Consider the following 15,761-nt stretch of genomic DNA (forward strand, 5'->3'; position numbering starts at 1 on the left):
AGTGCTAGCTGGCACCCCATATATTAATTTTCTTTAGATATCTCTATAATATCAGCTACGCTACATTTAAATAAATCACATAATTTTTCTAAAACTTCAAAACTGATTGATTGTGTTTTTCCTTGCTTTATATTTTGAAGTGTAGATACAGCGATACCAGTTTTGCTAGCTACCCAGCGTAGTGAACGTTCTTCTTTTTCTAAATACTTTTCAAGATTGATTTTTACCATTTGTATCCCTCCTGCTATTATAATTATAGCACATGCAAGTACAAAATAAAATGTTATGAAATAATTTTATGTAAGTGTTGACACGCACAAAACGTAAGTTTATAATAAGTATATAAGGTAAAACAATCCAATTTAAATAAAAAAGGGGCGATAACAATGAACGGTGGTGAGACTTTAAGATATATAAGAACAACATTGGGGTTAAAGCAAAAAGATATTAGAAGCGAAGGACTAATGGACGTCACTGGAATAGAACGTGGAGCAATCCAAATGTCTTCTAAGATAGCAATTGCACTAGAGAAAAAGTTAAACGAGGTGATAAAGGAAAAACACCTTGAGGGGATACTCGACTTTGAAGTAACTTCACTAATATTTAAAAAAGGCTTAGATGTAGACTTAGAAGAATGTTTTAAACAAATGAGTAAGGATTATAAAATAGATAAATTTTTAGAACTAACTCAGGAAAAATATGAATTTAGCAATGTTAAAAGAGCAATAGAGATACTGAAAAAAGATTATAGCAACAATCTAAATAGTATTTCAATATTATCTTATTTAATTATAGAAAATAGTAAGGATGATAGTTGTTTAGTATATGCTTATCTACAATTGCAAAGAGTAGCATATTACAAAATTGATTGGAATGGCATTATAACATATTATGATGTAATTAAAGATAAGATTGATTGTTGTAGTGATACAGAAATGAAAGACTATATATATATGAATACAGCAACAGCATACTGTATGGTAGGACAGAATGTAATAGCTAAAGAATTAGTAAGTAAAATTAAATATACTATATCAAATAGAGATTATATAGATAATTTACTTACTAATATAAATGTAAATTTAGAAAAATATGATGAAGCTATAATAAATAGTTGCCGAATATTAGAACATGCTACAAATGTAAGTCAAGAATTAACTAGTAAATTTAATATTTGTTGTATTGCTTCATTTAAAAATGATATGGATTTATTTCACAAATATTTTAATTTAATAGAAGTTGATAAAGAATACTATCAATTTACGAGAGAACAATTTTTTCAATTTATAATAAAAGCTTGTGAAACTTTAAAAATAAATGACGAAAATACTTTGACTAAGATATTCAAAATAAGTAAAAAAGTATGTTACAAAAATATAGAAAATATAGATTATTTTTATAATAATTTAAAACTAATAAGTGAGATAATTATAAAGAACAATATAAGCATTGACGCTGAAATGTTCATTTATATATATAAAAATATCAATTTAGAAACACAAAACAGAGAAAAATTAGTGACATTATGTGAGATTTAGCCACTTTGAAGGGGGTGAAAAAAATGAAAAAAGCAGTTAAAATAGTTTTAGCAGTAGCAGTAGTAGCTATTCCTACTATTGTAATTTGTCAAATTGGAGTTTTCCCTCCAATCGGTACAATATTATTTTTAAAATAATTAAATATTTAATATTTAATATTTAATATACAAAAGAAAAATGCGATTCGACAAAAAATATATCATATAAAGTCTATATTCCTGTTCCAAACAATCTTATAATTAATATATAAATGTAAAATAAGTTATTAATTGGAGGTTTGGGACATGGAATTAAAAATATTTACCAATCAAAAGATGGAAGACGTAAAATTAGTAGGCACATTGACTTGGAATGAAATTTTCGATAAAGCTATGGCAGTAGATATAACGGTTGAGGAAAAGAGACGTACAGAACTAGTCATGGAAGTAATGGAAAATAGAAAGGTAAATCACAGGGACAGGTTATATTTAGCTTTAAATATAATTAGATTGGATAAAAATTATGATAATAGTTTAGGCAGAAGAATAAGTAAAGAAGAATATTGGGAGAATGATATAAGTAAGCCAATTAAAGGTGTATTTATAAAAACAAATTTTAGGAGTATAGAAATATATGAAAGAATAAATAAAGGATGGGATCAATAATGAAAAAAAGAGAAATGTTTATGGATCTAATTAATTTTATAATTTATTATGGGGTGGAATTTCAAGACGAAATGTTGTTTTTAAAAGAAGAAGACTATAAAAAAGGAATTTATGATAATATGTTAGTTGGCAATGGTGAAAAAGAAGTTTGGAGTTGCCTACATAAGATGCTTAATATTAAAAATAACGACCAAGCGTATGAAGAGTTAGAAAAAGGATTTCAAAATGTTGAATTTGATGATAATGAAAGCACAGCTATAATCACATTCAATAATAATAAATATGCAGTATTAGTGGCTTAATTAGTGGTATAAAAATAATTAATTTGAAAATGTTGACAAGCCACTTCGAAGAGAGTAGAATAAAAACAAACACGAAAAATTGCCTAAGAAGATTCTGGTAAAATCTCTTAGACAACTTAACAGTTTCATTTTATGTTCTTGTTTTAAATTCTTTAGTTATGGTTTCTTAATATAGATCTGGTAAATCTATATTAAACATTATGGTTTTTTGTCGACCTCAAAAGTATGTTTTTAAAAGTTCTTATAAAATAAACAGAAATTGGCGAGGTCTATTCAAGTGTCTGTTTATTTCTTATTAATTTAATTTTACCGCTAAAAATGAGAAGTGTCAATATTTTTTAATAAATTATTGAATTTAAAGCTTATAAATCGATTTTGGACATACCTATAAAGTGTGTCCAATGGTGGGTTTATATAAAACCAAATTATATTAGCAGACACTTTTAAGGTCTGACTAAATAAAATAACTAATTTAACAAAATATAAATGTAAGAAGGAGAGAGAATTTATGACTAAAGTATTAACTAAAAAAGAGTATTTAGCATTACCAGAAGATGAAAAGCAAATGGCGTTATTAATTAATGACATAATTACAGCTAAAGAAGACATTGCACAAAATATATTAAAAATAGGAAAAAGATTATATATAGCAAAGCAATTAGTACAACATGGTGAGTGGAAATCATGGTTAGCTGAAAAGGTAGATTTCAGTGTCAGAAGTGCTCAAACATATATTAAAACTTATAAGATTATGATGGATTTGCCTGAAGAACTAGAGGCAACTTTATATAAGTTGGATTCAAGCAAACTTGTAGAAATATCAAGTATCAAAAAAGATAATATAGAGGAGTTTATTAGAAATACTCATTTTGTAGGTGGAGCTGAAAAAACGGTTGAGGAAATGAGCGTAAGGGAATTAAAAGAGGTAATTAAAGAAAATAAAAAATCTAAGAAAAAATCAAACCAATATAAAAACGCAGACGTTTGCGTAAATGAAACTGAAAAAATAATTGATGTTGATTTTCAGGAGAGCCAAGAAACAGAAGAGAACCTAAATGATGAGCAAAAATTATCTCAATTAATAAAAGAACAGCAGGAATTGGAACAACAATTGAAGCTAAAACAGAGACAAGCTAAGGATGTTAAAGAAAGTATATTAAGGAATAAAAAATCATTAGATTTAAAAGTTGAATTTGAGGAAATTATTAAAGATGGCATTCTTTACAGTAAACAGCTTAATTATAATGTGTATTTAGTTCGAAGTTCTTCAAAGGAACTTGTATTGGACGGTGTATATGCTGACTGGATAATTGATTTAGATGAAGTTATTTATTCGCATTTAAATGTAAATAAGAATTTGGTACAAGAAGAAAGAGATTTTATAATTGGTGAATGTTTAAGATTTAAGGAAAAAGCAATAAATCGAAATGAAGAAATAAAAAATATGAGTACTTGGGAAGATGAAGTGTATAAAAAAATCAATGAAGAATTAGCTAAAAGACAGCAAGAGCCTCAAGAAAACAAAGACCTCAAGAAAGAATTTATTATCGCTGGCTATAAAGCATTGGCTAAAAAATATCACCCAGATTGTAATCAAGGAGATGCTGAAGCAGAAGATAAGTTTAAAGCTATTTGTATTTTAAAAGACAATCTATTACAACAGAATCTACTAAGTTAAATGTATTGTATTTTAACTTGAATTTGTCAAATGTCTAAAAAGTGGACAAATGAAGTAACTTGCAAGTTAACTCAAATGTCCAAAAAATGGGCAACTTTTAACGTGTAACAATAAAAGAAACATATCTAACAATAAAAGAAACAAATTTATTTTCGACTTGAAAGTCTCAAAGAGCATAGATTCATTTTCATTGTTTTTTGTTGTTAGTTGTTTATATAAATCAAATGAAAGGAATGATTATTATTGAATGATAAAATTAAACAATTTATTAAGCTACCAAATGAATTAGTTTGGGATGTAGGAGGTAAAAGAAAAAATACTTATGTATATCAATATAACGAAAGGTTATGCCATATATGGTCAATGTTTGATTGTTTACTAAATAGAGTTGGTACAATATCTTTTTCGTTGGAGCAATTAATTACTGTTTTAGGAGATAAAGCAGAACCTAAAAAGGGAAGAAATGTAGACCAATTCAGAAATATCTTAATTGAGTTAGAAAAGAAACAGCTTATTACAAATGTAAAATGTAATCTCAGTGAAGTTAAATATAAAGAATTAATTACCTGTGAATATTCTATTCCAATATTAGTTGATAAAGATTCTAAAGATACTCAGTTTTTTCAAGTTTATAGAGAAGATTATTTAGAGATATTAGATAGTGATACTAAATTAAATAAAATCACATTAATGTACATATATTATTACCTATTATCACGAATGAGTGATGGTAAAGGTGATACCACAATATACTGTTTCCCCAGCTATGAAGATATTACAAAAGATTTAGACATATCAGAGACTACTTTTAATACATATTTAAACGAATTAAGTAAATTAAAATTAATAGCCTATGGGAATATAGGTTTAATTATTAAAAATAAAGATAAAAAACAAGCTAATAATGTTTATGTTCGTCATGAATCTCACTTAGAAAGAGCCTTGGACATTAGCAAAAATTATTGGTCTGCTGAAGGTTGGATGGTTATTGGTAAAAAAGCAACTAAGATAAATCAATCAATTAGAGGATTAAAAGGGCAAATTCAGAGACAGAAGAATGCTGGTAAAGATACAGTTAGCTTAGAAAATAAATTAACTAAGTTGGAAGAGAAGGTTACCAATAAAGTTGATAAGTCTTTAAATGATATTAAAAGGGAAATAGATAAGCTTAATAAGGCTATGAACAATTTGGAAGATGAAAATGAACTGAAAGTTAATATTTATGAAGATTGGAATAACTATTTTAGTGATAAGGGATTAGATGCTTATGATATTGATGACTGCTTTAAGGTATTAGACTATATGGAAGATATACATAAACAACAGTTAGAAGAGATAAAAGGCAAAAAGCAGCTATGTGAAATTGAATACGATGATAGGGGACAAGTGATCTTAGAATCGGTTCTTAGTAAAGAAGAGTTGGACAAGTATTACAGAGAAAAAGATGAAGAAATAGAGGAATATTATAAAGAAGTTTATTGGGGAGCCAGTAACCCATTTTATGAGGGTAAAAAGGATATTGAATTTTAAAAATAAAGAAAAGGAAGGATTGAAGAATTATGAATAATGATAAAGGAATTAAAATACAAATTGTTGAAGGTGCTGAATTATTAAAAAGTAATTTAGAAGGTAGAATACCAGAAATAGGTTATAAAGGTGTATTTGCTAAGAGTATGCTATTTGACCATATGGTTAATTTAGGGGCATTAGACATTAACAAAACTAAGACTAGAAATGTTGTAGGAGTTACTTTCTCATATGGATATGATAGCTTAGAAGCTGACGATAGAGTTAAGAATATAAAAAACATTAAAAAGGATATCAAAAAAGGCAACAGTAACATAAATAAATTAGAAAAAGAAATAGAGAATGCTAAAAATAAAATAGATGAAAATGATGATGAAATTACCTTATTGGAGTTAGAATTAGAGGAATTAAAAGAACTAGAAACTGATGAAAGTAAAATTAGTGAAAAAGAATTTAAGTCTATAGAAAATAAAATAAATACTAAAATAATAAAAATAGGAAACTTAAGAAAAAGGATTGATAGTTACATATATGATATAGCAATTAATGATTATTGCCTTAAGTTTGAAGAATGTACTAAAGAAAAGGAATTACTAGATATAAAAGACCATATAAAACAAACAGATGAAGTTAGAAAATATCTATATAAAAATGGATTTAAAATTGATTACTATAAATATGATGAAAAAGCTGGAGAATATACTGATGAAATAGAAGAAACTATTTGGTATGATTTTGGATTTAGAAGTCCAAGCAAATCAAGGGTCGGTGATGTAATTTTCTTTAATAGAGAATATAGAGATATAATTAATAAATGGATGATGATGGACTTAGAATTAGAAGTTGATAAAGATGGAAATGTAAAATTAGTAGAAGCTGAAGCATACAAATCTCTTGTTAGTTCACATATTGAGGGATATGTTTATATAGACCCTAAATCAATTCTTGTTTTAAACGACTTAAATAGTTATGGATTTGAAGAAAATTTAATCATGGTGGATACTGATGAAAATAATGATGTAGTTGCAGAAGTTAAAAGAGGAATTGATAAAAATACATTGTGGGATGGTATGTGTTGCATTGATGAATCATTATTAGGTGAGTATAAAAATAAAGGTATGGTAGTTTTAAGACATTTGTTTTTTAAGAGTTGTGCATGTAATACTAAATTGGTTAAATTCTTAAATGACCATTATAAAGAAAATTATAATACAGCTTACATAATGGACAAGTATGGCAGAAATGTTAAAGTATCTGATATAAGAGTATTGACTACAGAGAACAGTATTAAGTGGGAAAAACTAATGTCTAAAGATGCAACTAGTTATGATTATTGGTGTTCTAAAGTAGAAGAAAATCATTGTATGTTTGGCATATGTAAAACTACACATGAAAGTAAATATAAAGTTGGAGAAACTATAAAAAATAGAATGAGTTATCAGTTTACTAATTCATTTGCTGATATGTCTAAAGAAGAAATTCAAGAACTTTGTAAGGATTCAATAGATTATATAATGAAGCTAAAAAATGACGATGATTTCTTTGTAAATCATCTACTAAGAAATAAAAGCAAAGTTAATAATTATGAAATGTTAGCAAAGATATACAAACAAAATAAATTATTTTCTAAGAGCCATATGTTTAAAGAAGTTAGAAGAAAATTAATTAATAAATATAAAGAAACTTTATACAATGGTAAATTATTGGTAGAAGGAGATAATCTCACAGTGTTCGCAAATATTTGGACAATTTTACAATATGCGGTCGGTTTAGTTCCTTATCACATAGTAGAACATGATGATGGAAGTAAAGAATACATAATCGATGATAATTATAGAGACGAAACTTTACCAGTATTATTAAATGAAACAGGTGATAGTAATAATGGTTATAGCTGTTATGCTAAGTTGTTTAAGGACAAGCAAGAAATATGTGCTATGAGAAGTCCTCACAATGCCCCTAACGCTATAATGTATTATATTAACCACAAACATCATTTAATAGATGATTATTTCAATTTAGATAATAATATAATAGTTGTTAATTGTATTAAGAATAGCCTACAGTCAGCTGGGATGGGCTGGGATGAAGATTCGGACTTCTTCTTTTGCACCGTAAATAATATAGCAATTGAAGCTTCTAAAAAGGCTCAAAAGTACCCTACAATAGTGAATAAAATTGAACCAAGTAAAAAGAAATATAAAAACACTATGGAATGTTTAGCAGAAGTGGACAATCTATTAGCTAAGAGTAAACGACAAATTGGTTCAACTAGCAATAATGCTCAATTGGCTTTAACTTATTATCACCATATAAAAGAACTTTATAGAGGAACAAACGTAGGAAAAGAAAGAATAGAATCTTTATTAAATAATGTTGCTATTAATGCAATTATGGCACAAATTTGTATCGACCAAAGCAAAAAAATATTTCCTATAGATATAGAAAAACAAATTGATAGATTAAAAAAAGAGTTACCATGTGATTTAAAACCTACATTTTGGCAATATACAACTTCTATAACAGACCCAGAAGAAGTAGAAAAAAAATTAAGAAAAAAGAATAAAGTTGAGTGGGATAAATTAAAAGATAAAGAAAAGAAAGAAAGAGTTAAAGCTAAAATTAAAGAAATTAAAGAAAATTTAATAGAATTAGATTGTCCTATGGATTGGATTATACCAGAAATAAACTCAATCAAAAATGCTGATAAAAGTAAACAAATTTCAGATTCCAATTTCTTAGTATACTATGTTGATAAAACCAAAAGCAGACAAACTAGCAGAAAAGCAAAAGAAGTAGAAAAAATAGTTGAAGAATTTAATACTATTACAAATTTTATAAATGCAAATGATGATTTTGATGATGAAGATAATATACTTTATTATAATACTCTTTATAAAGAATATATGGATAAATTAAAGGATTTAAATATAAATATATATGTAGAAAGTTTACTAATTGCTAGAGCATTGGATAAAGATAATAAATATCTTAAATCAAATAGTTATATGAAAACAAAATTATTAAATATCCTTTATAATAATAATCCAAAGAGGTTTTTATCTTGTTTTAAGAATACAAAAGAACTGGAAGAAATAAATAGCTTGTCCTAAGATTGACAATTAAAGGCTGTAAAGTGGCTTATAGACTAGGTTTAAGAGATTTCACAAAAATCCCTATATGATAGGGGAAAATTTTATAAAAATATTCTCTCTATTGAACTAGTTAAATTTTAGCTGAATAAGCTAAGACCCTTATTAGCGAGTAGGGTATATAAATATGCAAATTATAGATTCTATAATAGATGTGGAGGGAATAAGAAAGATGTTATAAAATTTCTTTTAAATCTCTCCATGTTTATTAACTTTTTTACATTTGTTTTATTATATAAAAACTCTATAATAACAGTAACATACAAATATGACTTTGTAAACAAAAAATATCAATTAAAATTAGATTAAAGCTTTTTATGTACCATTCTGCATTTCTTTCATTCGGAGGTGCAGATTTAAACTTTCTAATTAGCAGTTTATATCTGCTAATTCCTTCTTTTATTTTATTTATAATTAATTTGGGTTGGTGGACTAGTTTCAATTAACTAGTCTGCTAATTAGAGGGTTTAAAAAATGAAAAATAATTAAATAGAAATAAGGGTACTTGCTGTTTCAGGTGCCCATTAAAGAATACCCATATTTATTATGTAAAATCTGCAAAGGAGATATTTTTCTCTATTACAATCAAATAAAAAAATATATGGTTATGCCATCCTATAAGGCAAGAAGGAGAATTATTATGAGTAAATTAGTAAACAAAGAAATCAAAGAACTACTAAAGAAGGTTAACGTAGCATTAAACGACTACAGCCAGTATGAAATTGACAATGGCCATGCGTGGGGTTACAAATTAAAACTAAAAAGAAATGAAATTGAGTGCAGAATTTATGAGGAAATTGAATGTGAGAACTGCAACTATGTTATAACTATTCCAAATGAAAATATTACAGGCATTAAAGATATTCTAAAGTGTTTTATTAATGAAATTTATGAGAAAGAGATAAACTGGAGAAATAGTTGTTTAAAGAGCAACAAGGGTTGGTACTCTAGGAAGCATAAAAGTATAAATTTATGGTTGACTAGGGGAAAAGAGGATAAGATCTTAGAAATATCAAAACAAATTGCTGAAAGATATTCTAATTCAAAGCGACTAGAAAATGAAGTTGAACATTTCAAGGTATTTATTTCTAGATTTTATTATGCATTAAATATGCTGGTACCAACATGGAAGGTAGAAGATATAAAAGAAACTACTTTTAAAAGATTAAATGAATTTAATATTAAAAATGTAGGAATTAGTTGCATAGATAATAAGCTTATTATAATGAAAAATAGTGAAGATGCAAATGCTGTCCTAGATAAGTTTGATATTCAAATTGATTCATATTCAAATAGTTCTATGGTAGTAAACCAAATTGTAAATAGACTAGGAAAGGTGGCGTAGTTATGAGTAATAAAGAAATGGTAAGTAAAATGGTTAAAGGTGAAATGACTAATAGTGAAGCAGAACAATTATATAATAGATTAAATTCTAGAAGTGAGAGAGAAATAATTGACGACCTCAAAGAACTTGACTTTGAAAATCTTATAAATACTGAAGAATGTTTGGAAGATTTCTTAGATACCATGAGTGAGCTAGAAGATAGCGAAGAAAATAAAAGAAGTATAGAATCTACAGAGAAAGCATTAGAATATTTAAAAATTGCTATTAAAGAAAGAATGAAAGAAATGATAGCAGCCGAACATAAATTAAAGGAATTGGTTCAAAGTCGTTGAATAAATTATGTACGAATACAAAAATTAACGGAAAAGCATTTATCTGTTGTGGGATGAGATGCTTTTTTCGTTTGTCTTTTTTTATTTAAAAAAATAGTTACAAAAATCCTAGTATAACTATATTGTACAGGAGTTTGGAGATAAAGTCAATAAAAAATTTAAAGGATTTAGCAAAAAACTTACTAAACCCTTTAAGAGAAAAGAAAATTGAAAAAAAGAAAAATAACAGAGTAACAGGTACCAATATGTTGCTCTGTTGTTTTATATATTAGATGTATTTATATGTAAAGTCAATAAATTAATAAAGAAAGAAGGAATATATATTATGAGAAAGAAAAAATATGTAAGTAATGACGTGATTATGGATAAACAATTAGTGTATGCTCTATGGATTGGAGATTATGTTTATACTGGAAGTGGCAAAGGTGAGAGAGTACAGGGAAATATAAATAAGGCTAAACGTGGAGAACATGATAACAAGTTATTCCAACAAGCTTATAACGAAAGTGATGATAAGCAAATAAGACCAGAACTGTTAGCTTATAATTTAGAAAGTGAAGTAGAAGCAAGAGAAATAGAGCAGGAATATATTAATCATTTTGAAAAAGTAGAAGGGGTTATAGTATGTAATGTTAGAGGTGCAGATAATGGTTGCACCAGCGAAGCATATAATAAATATCCTAAATTAACTGAAGATAAAGTTAGAGAAATAAAGCAATTATTGGATACTTGCAGTAATAAAGAATTAGCAGAGACATACAATTGCAGTTATAACGCAATAAGTAAAATTAGAAATGGTATTAGGTGGAAGAACGTAATTGTAAAGGATAGTGAGAGATAAAATGAAAAGGGTTTGTAAAGTGTTATCGGTATTAAATTTTATACTATTCTCATGTTTTCTAGTTTTCATAAATAGTACAAATAATTCTACAATAGATTTTAAATCAATATCTGAATTATTATGTGTATTGGTTATTATAGATTGCATTTTTGATGTTAGAGAAGCGTGGAAACATGAAAAGAATTAAAAAATACATAGATGATAATGGAGTGAGTTGGGATTCAAAAGCTGAATTTCAATTCTTTTGTTATCTTCAGGAAAGCAAAGATAAATATAATATTAAAGAAATACATAGACAAGTAAAATACATATTACAGGAGCCTTTTACATTATGTTCTAAAAAGATACAAGCTATCACATATAAATCAGATTTTACTTTAATTTTAGAAGATGGAAGAATAGTGATTATAGACGTTAAGCCACCATTAAAGAGTATTTGGGATGCGAAATTTATAATCAAGTGGAAAATGATGATGAACTTACATAGAGATTATATCTATAAGATAATATCTTGGAAAAATAAAGAGGTTGGTTGGGTAGAGATGTAAGGAAAATATCTTGGAATAGATATATAGCAAATTTGCATAAATATATTAGAGTGTTAAAAATATATATTACAAGATATTAAAATATTAATAATAGAAGGCGTATTTTTTGAAATTATCAAAATGTTATTTTAACTTATTCTTTAATTTATCTACATAAATTATTACTATCTTTATGATAAAATAGCATGTTTACTGAAAAGTGTCAAGATACTTGCAGACATTTAATTTATAAGTATTATATAGTTAAGAGATGCGCATCTCCTATATTTTAAATTTAGGAGGATCACTATGAATAAAGAAGCAAATATTAGTGTTAATCGTGTGAATACGCAAAGAGCATTGAAATTGTATTTAACAAAAATTGATTTTATGGGAAAGTTAGATGATTTATTTGTACTTACTCAATTAAATTGTGAAGAAATAATTGATAATATAAAAAGTGGAAGTATACCACCCAAATTGGCAAATGGAATTGTTAGAATATTAAATATTGATATAAATGTTTTAGTAGGGCAACGTAAATTATCGATCCATGAAGAGAAAAAATTAAAAGAATATTGTGATATAAATGATGATAGTAGAGTTTTAGGAAAATTATATGAAGTAGCTAAGCTGGCAGATAAAGAAAATGATGTATTAAAAGCTGGTGGATTTGCTAATCCTAATATAATATTAAATTCAGTTAAAGAAAATAAAATACCACAAGAAGTTAAAAAAGCATTTATGAACGGCTTTAATCTTGAATGGTCACGTTTATATAATTGTAGTAAAAATGAACTTGTGAATCTGATTCCAGTTAAAAAACGTAGCAAATATAATCCAATTGGACTCACAGAAATATTTTTTAATAATGGTCTGATGGAACAAACAAGCGAATGTATTTATACAATTAGAAAAGAAGATATAAATGAAGAATATAATGAAATAAATAATAAGGTACATCTATCAATCGAATTAGCACAATACAAAATATTGAGGAAATATACAAGAGAAGAATATAATAAGTTTATTTATATAAGTTCATTTTATAGAAGTTCATATAATTATAAAATTATAACTGATTTAGGCGATTATAGATTTCAAGAACTTAATTATGTTAATGAAAAGTATGGATATTCAAAAAGAATATATAGCATAGTTGACTTTAGTTCAGTTGTAAAGATGGATGGACAAGATTTTGCGAAATATATATATGAAGTGGATTTTGAGACTTTTTATGAATTAATATCTGATATTTTTGCGGCTAAGTCTGATATAGAAAGTAATTTTCAAGTAGCTGAAGCAAAAAAAGATTTAGAGCATTCTAAAGAGATAACAAGATTGCTTATTGAAAAATATAATAATATATTGGAATTAGAGAAACAGTTAGTTACTAAATAAGTAGAAATAGGTTTATATTAATTGCATTATTTTACCACCTTTTGTATAATTTATATGAAGGGTGGTGAGATTTATGAAGCTAGAAGATATATGTAAATGTAAATATTGTGGAAAAGAATTTAAATGGGCATATCATGTTCCTCAAATTGCACAAGGAATAGGAATTTTGGATGTAGAAAATCAACTGGCTAAAGATAGTGCTAAACTTTTTAATATTAAAGCTATGAAGAAAAATGGTTATGAAATCCCATTGGAGGCAATAGTGTATTGTTTATATTGTGAAGAACCTAATGAAATTACAATAGAATACAATAGTTAATAATTCTTATGAGAATTCTATTAATTTAGTCTATATAATAAAATTATATAATATAGAAAGTGGTGTGATTTATGGGGAAAATGAAAGAATATTTCGGAAGAGGTTTTATAGGTATCCTAGATGATTCATTAAAAATAACAATAAATAATGATGAATATTATGACGATGGAGTATTGAAAAAACTTAATTGTGAAGTAGAAAATGAAGATGAATTAGATAAAATAAAAACATATGTTAATAGAAAAATAAAGCTGAAAGTTACTGGGATTAAAACAATAAGAAGAAAAGAAGAATTTAATTTTGAGCATGATATATATATAAATAAAATAATACGCATAGCTGATATAAATACTAAGATCAGATTTGATATAGAGATTTTAAATTTAAACAATGAAAAAGAAATATCTAAATTGCTAAAAGAAAGTATAGAGTTATTATTTTATTGGCATTTAGAAAGAAGTAAGGGCAATGAACAGGAAGCAGAAAAGATATTACAAAAGAAATTTGCTATATCTCAAAAAATTGTAGAACTTGGTGGGAACTTTGAAATATCAGAAGAATTATTTAATGAGGGAAAACAAGAATTTTTGAAAAAAAGATTAGAACAAATAGAAAGACTTCTTATAAGAGAATTACCTTATGACAAATTTGGAAGAACAGATACTACAACTTATACAGTTGGAAAATACCATTATTAAATTTAAGAAGTTATTTCTAAGAACTCTATTAATTTAGGGTTCTTTTTAATTGAAATGTTTATTGAATTATTTTGCCACTTTTTGTATAATAAGGTTATATGAGAGGTGGTATGAAAAATGAAGACAGAGCAAGAATTATTAGAGCTATTTAAATCTTCCAATATAGATGGGTATAAAATAGAACAAACATTTGAAACTACTAATTCAGAAGAAAACTTTGCAACAACTAATTCAATGCAGTTAATGTGCGTTGAAGATATAATTAAATTTTCATGCAAGAATAACATCAATTCAATGTTTTATTACTATGGATTTACGAGTGAAGAAGCATTAGTGATAGATGATGAAATAATATCAGATTTTTGGCTTGAACCGGAAGTTAAATTGATTTTACAAGATAAATTTGACGAGCATAATAAAAGAGTATATGAATTAGATTTTAACAAGCCAATATATTTATATGTATATATCATACACCAAGGAATTGTTCTTTTCGCTGCTGAGCAAGATTTCTGGTTTTTTGAGGAGGGATTAGATTTCCCAAAATATGTTTGCGAAAAAATAATAGATGATAATATGAATGATATTAATGCTGAAAGAGAAAATAAAATGGAAAGAGTTTATAGAGATAGAGAAGTATTACATCAACAAATATTAAATGATGAAGAATTTCAACAATGTACCAATCAAAGATTAAGGTTAATATATACTGGTAAAATATTTAAAAACAATATCGATAATAAAAAACTTTTTATTAAAGAAAGTGGTGGACATTATGATATTACACCAGGTGAATTTATAGAACTCATATGGAAAGAATATAAGAATAATCTAAAAATGCTATAATAATTGTACTAAAAGTAATATAATGGTTAAGTAGGGATGGTGAATTATTATGGGATTAAGTTTCAGGAAATCCATTAAGCTTACTAAAAATACTAGAATTAATTTAAGTAAAACTGGTGGTATTGGAATTAGCAGTGGAGTAAAAGGTGCTAGAATAAGTGCTAATGAACAAGGCATAAGAGCTACAGGAACTAAAGATGGATTACAGTATAGAAAAAATGTTGGATATAATGATGTAGTTAATAGTGAATCAAATTTTGCAGGATATAATCAGTATAGAAAAACTTTCGAATATTATAGAAATAATTATGGAGTACATGCTAATTTTATTTTAATGTTCCTATTTTGGATACCATTTTTAGTAGGGATTTTAATTGGACAACCAGAGATAAGCGTATTAGGCTTAATAGTATTACCATTCTTGCTTTATAGCAGTTATAAGGTTATTATATTTAAGAAGTTTGTTAAAGCAGGATTAAACCAAGATGTTGAGGGTACTGAAAAATATCTTAAACAATTAAGTAAATATAAAAAGTATAAAAAATTATTAATAAAATTAGGATTTATAGAAATTCAGGATTAGAGATTACATTTTAGTAGTCTCTTTTTAT

16 protein-coding genes are annotated in these 15,761 nt (G+C 26.3%); 15 read left to right on the forward strand and 1 reads right to left on the reverse strand.

Annotated features, from left to right (window positions below; genetic code table 11):
• Positions 1 to 23: 23 nt before the first annotated feature.
• Positions 24 to 230: a helix-turn-helix domain-containing protein gene (locus OCU47_RS05510; protein ID WP_261827592.1), complete on the reverse strand. Its 207-nt coding sequence runs from the start codon at positions 228 to 230 to the stop codon at positions 24 to 26.
• Between the two features lie 156 nt (positions 231 to 386).
• On the opposite strand from OCU47_RS05510, the gene OCU47_RS05515 reads away from it, so the two are divergent.
• The 15 genes from OCU47_RS05515 to OCU47_RS05585 all read left to right on the forward strand — a co-directional run bounded on the left by OCU47_RS05515 (position 387) and on the right by OCU47_RS05585 (position 15,733).
• Complete coding sequence (locus tag OCU47_RS05515) at positions 387 to 1,538, forward strand: hypothetical protein (RefSeq protein WP_261827593.1); 1,152 nt, start codon at positions 387 to 389, stop codon at positions 1,536 to 1,538.
• Between the two features lie 284 nt (positions 1,539 to 1,822).
• The gene (locus OCU47_RS05520; protein ID WP_261827594.1) at positions 1,823 to 2,182 is read left to right on the forward strand and encodes a hypothetical protein; all 360 of its coding nucleotides are present in this window, start codon (positions 1,823 to 1,825) and stop codon (positions 2,180 to 2,182) included.
• Entirely contained in the window at positions 2,182 to 2,484 is a 303-nt protein-coding gene (locus OCU47_RS05525; RefSeq protein WP_261827595.1) for a hypothetical protein, read from the forward strand. Before OCU47_RS05520 ends, OCU47_RS05525 begins: the two co-directional genes overlap by 1 nt.
• Positions 2,485 to 2,992: 508 nt before the next feature.
• Positions 2,993 to 4,162: a DUF3102 domain-containing protein gene (locus tag OCU47_RS05530; protein WP_261827596.1), complete on the forward strand. Its 1,170-nt coding sequence runs from the start codon at positions 2,993 to 2,995 to the stop codon at positions 4,160 to 4,162.
• 243 nt (positions 4,163 to 4,405) lie between these two features.
• The gene (locus OCU47_RS05535; RefSeq protein WP_261827597.1) at positions 4,406 to 5,692 is read left to right on the forward strand and encodes a helix-turn-helix domain-containing protein; all 1,287 of its coding nucleotides are present in this window, start codon (positions 4,406 to 4,408) and stop codon (positions 5,690 to 5,692) included.
• A 29-nt stretch (positions 5,693 to 5,721) separates the two neighbouring features.
• The gene (locus OCU47_RS05540; RefSeq protein ID WP_261827598.1) at positions 5,722 to 8,802 is read left to right on the forward strand and encodes a hypothetical protein; all 3,081 of its coding nucleotides are present in this window, start codon (positions 5,722 to 5,724) and stop codon (positions 8,800 to 8,802) included.
• A 679-nt stretch (positions 8,803 to 9,481) separates the two neighbouring features.
• Positions 9,482 to 10,186, forward strand: coding sequence for a hypothetical protein (locus OCU47_RS05545; protein WP_261827599.1), 705 nt, complete (start codon positions 9,482 to 9,484; stop codon positions 10,184 to 10,186).
• 2 nt (positions 10,187 to 10,188) lie between these two features.
• Positions 10,189 to 10,518, forward strand: a complete 330-nt coding sequence (locus OCU47_RS05550; protein WP_261827600.1) for a hypothetical protein — start codon at positions 10,189 to 10,191, stop codon at positions 10,516 to 10,518.
• A 325-nt stretch (positions 10,519 to 10,843) separates the two neighbouring features.
• Positions 10,844 to 11,359: a helix-turn-helix domain-containing protein gene (locus OCU47_RS05555; protein ID WP_261827601.1), complete on the forward strand. Its 516-nt coding sequence runs from the start codon at positions 10,844 to 10,846 to the stop codon at positions 11,357 to 11,359.
• 173 nt (positions 11,360 to 11,532) lie between these two features.
• Positions 11,533 to 11,907, forward strand: coding sequence for a DUF1064 domain-containing protein (locus tag OCU47_RS05560; protein WP_261827602.1), 375 nt, complete (start codon positions 11,533 to 11,535; stop codon positions 11,905 to 11,907).
• A gap of 288 nt (positions 11,908 to 12,195) precedes the next feature.
• Entirely contained in the window at positions 12,196 to 13,287 is a 1,092-nt protein-coding gene (locus OCU47_RS05565) for a hypothetical protein (protein ID WP_261827603.1), read from the forward strand.
• A 73-nt stretch (positions 13,288 to 13,360) separates the two neighbouring features.
• On the forward strand, positions 13,361 to 13,606 hold the full coding sequence (locus OCU47_RS05570) for a hypothetical protein (RefSeq protein ID WP_261827604.1): 246 nt from the start codon (positions 13,361 to 13,363) through the stop codon (positions 13,604 to 13,606).
• 71 nt (positions 13,607 to 13,677) lie between these two features.
• Positions 13,678 to 14,304, forward strand: a complete 627-nt coding sequence (locus tag OCU47_RS05575) for a hypothetical protein (protein WP_261827605.1) — start codon at positions 13,678 to 13,680, stop codon at positions 14,302 to 14,304.
• A 117-nt stretch (positions 14,305 to 14,421) separates the two neighbouring features.
• Entirely contained in the window at positions 14,422 to 15,150 is a 729-nt protein-coding gene (locus tag OCU47_RS05580; RefSeq protein WP_261827606.1) for a hypothetical protein, read from the forward strand.
• A 49-nt stretch (positions 15,151 to 15,199) separates the two neighbouring features.
• Entirely contained in the window at positions 15,200 to 15,733 is a 534-nt protein-coding gene (locus OCU47_RS05585; RefSeq protein WP_261827607.1) for a DUF4236 domain-containing protein, read from the forward strand.
• Positions 15,734 to 15,761: the final 28 nt, after the last annotated feature.

The sequence above is a fragment of the Clostridium sp. TW13 genome (genome assembly GCF_024345225.1).
GTDB lineage: Bacteria > Bacillota > Clostridia > Clostridiales > Clostridiaceae > Inconstantimicrobium > Inconstantimicrobium mannanitabidum.

Bases quoted from the DNA above. Each gene is read 5' to 3' on its own strand.
- OCU47_RS05510 (WP_261827592.1), bottom strand. From the start codon at position 230: ATGGTAAAAATCAATCTTGAAAAGTATTTAGAAAAAGAAGAACGTTCA.
- OCU47_RS05515 (WP_261827593.1), top strand. From the start codon at position 387: ATGAACGGTGGTGAGACTTTAAGATATATAAGAACAACATTGGGGTTA.
- OCU47_RS05520 (WP_261827594.1), top strand. From the start codon at position 1,823: ATGGAATTAAAAATATTTACCAATCAAAAGATGGAAGACGTAAAATTA.
- OCU47_RS05525 (WP_261827595.1), top strand. From the start codon at position 2,182: ATGAAAAAAAGAGAAATGTTTATGGATCTAATTAATTTTATAATTTAT.
- OCU47_RS05530 (WP_261827596.1), top strand. From the start codon at position 2,993: ATGACTAAAGTATTAACTAAAAAAGAGTATTTAGCATTACCAGAAGAT.
- OCU47_RS05540 (WP_261827598.1), top strand. From the start codon at position 5,722: ATGAATAATGATAAAGGAATTAAAATACAAATTGTTGAAGGTGCTGAA.
- OCU47_RS05545 (WP_261827599.1), top strand. From the start codon at position 9,482: ATGAGTAAATTAGTAAACAAAGAAATCAAAGAACTACTAAAGAAGGTT.
- OCU47_RS05550 (WP_261827600.1), top strand. From the start codon at position 10,189: ATGAGTAATAAAGAAATGGTAAGTAAAATGGTTAAAGGTGAAATGACT.
- OCU47_RS05555 (WP_261827601.1), top strand. From the start codon at position 10,844: ATGAGAAAGAAAAAATATGTAAGTAATGACGTGATTATGGATAAACAA.
- OCU47_RS05560 (WP_261827602.1), top strand. From the start codon at position 11,533: ATGAAAAGAATTAAAAAATACATAGATGATAATGGAGTGAGTTGGGAT.
- OCU47_RS05565 (WP_261827603.1), top strand. From the start codon at position 12,196: ATGAATAAAGAAGCAAATATTAGTGTTAATCGTGTGAATACGCAAAGA.
- OCU47_RS05570 (WP_261827604.1), top strand. From the start codon at position 13,361: ATGAAGCTAGAAGATATATGTAAATGTAAATATTGTGGAAAAGAATTT.
- OCU47_RS05575 (WP_261827605.1), top strand. From the start codon at position 13,678: ATGGGGAAAATGAAAGAATATTTCGGAAGAGGTTTTATAGGTATCCTA.
- OCU47_RS05580 (WP_261827606.1), top strand. From the start codon at position 14,422: ATGAAGACAGAGCAAGAATTATTAGAGCTATTTAAATCTTCCAATATA.
- OCU47_RS05585 (WP_261827607.1), top strand. From the start codon at position 15,200: ATGGGATTAAGTTTCAGGAAATCCATTAAGCTTACTAAAAATACTAGA.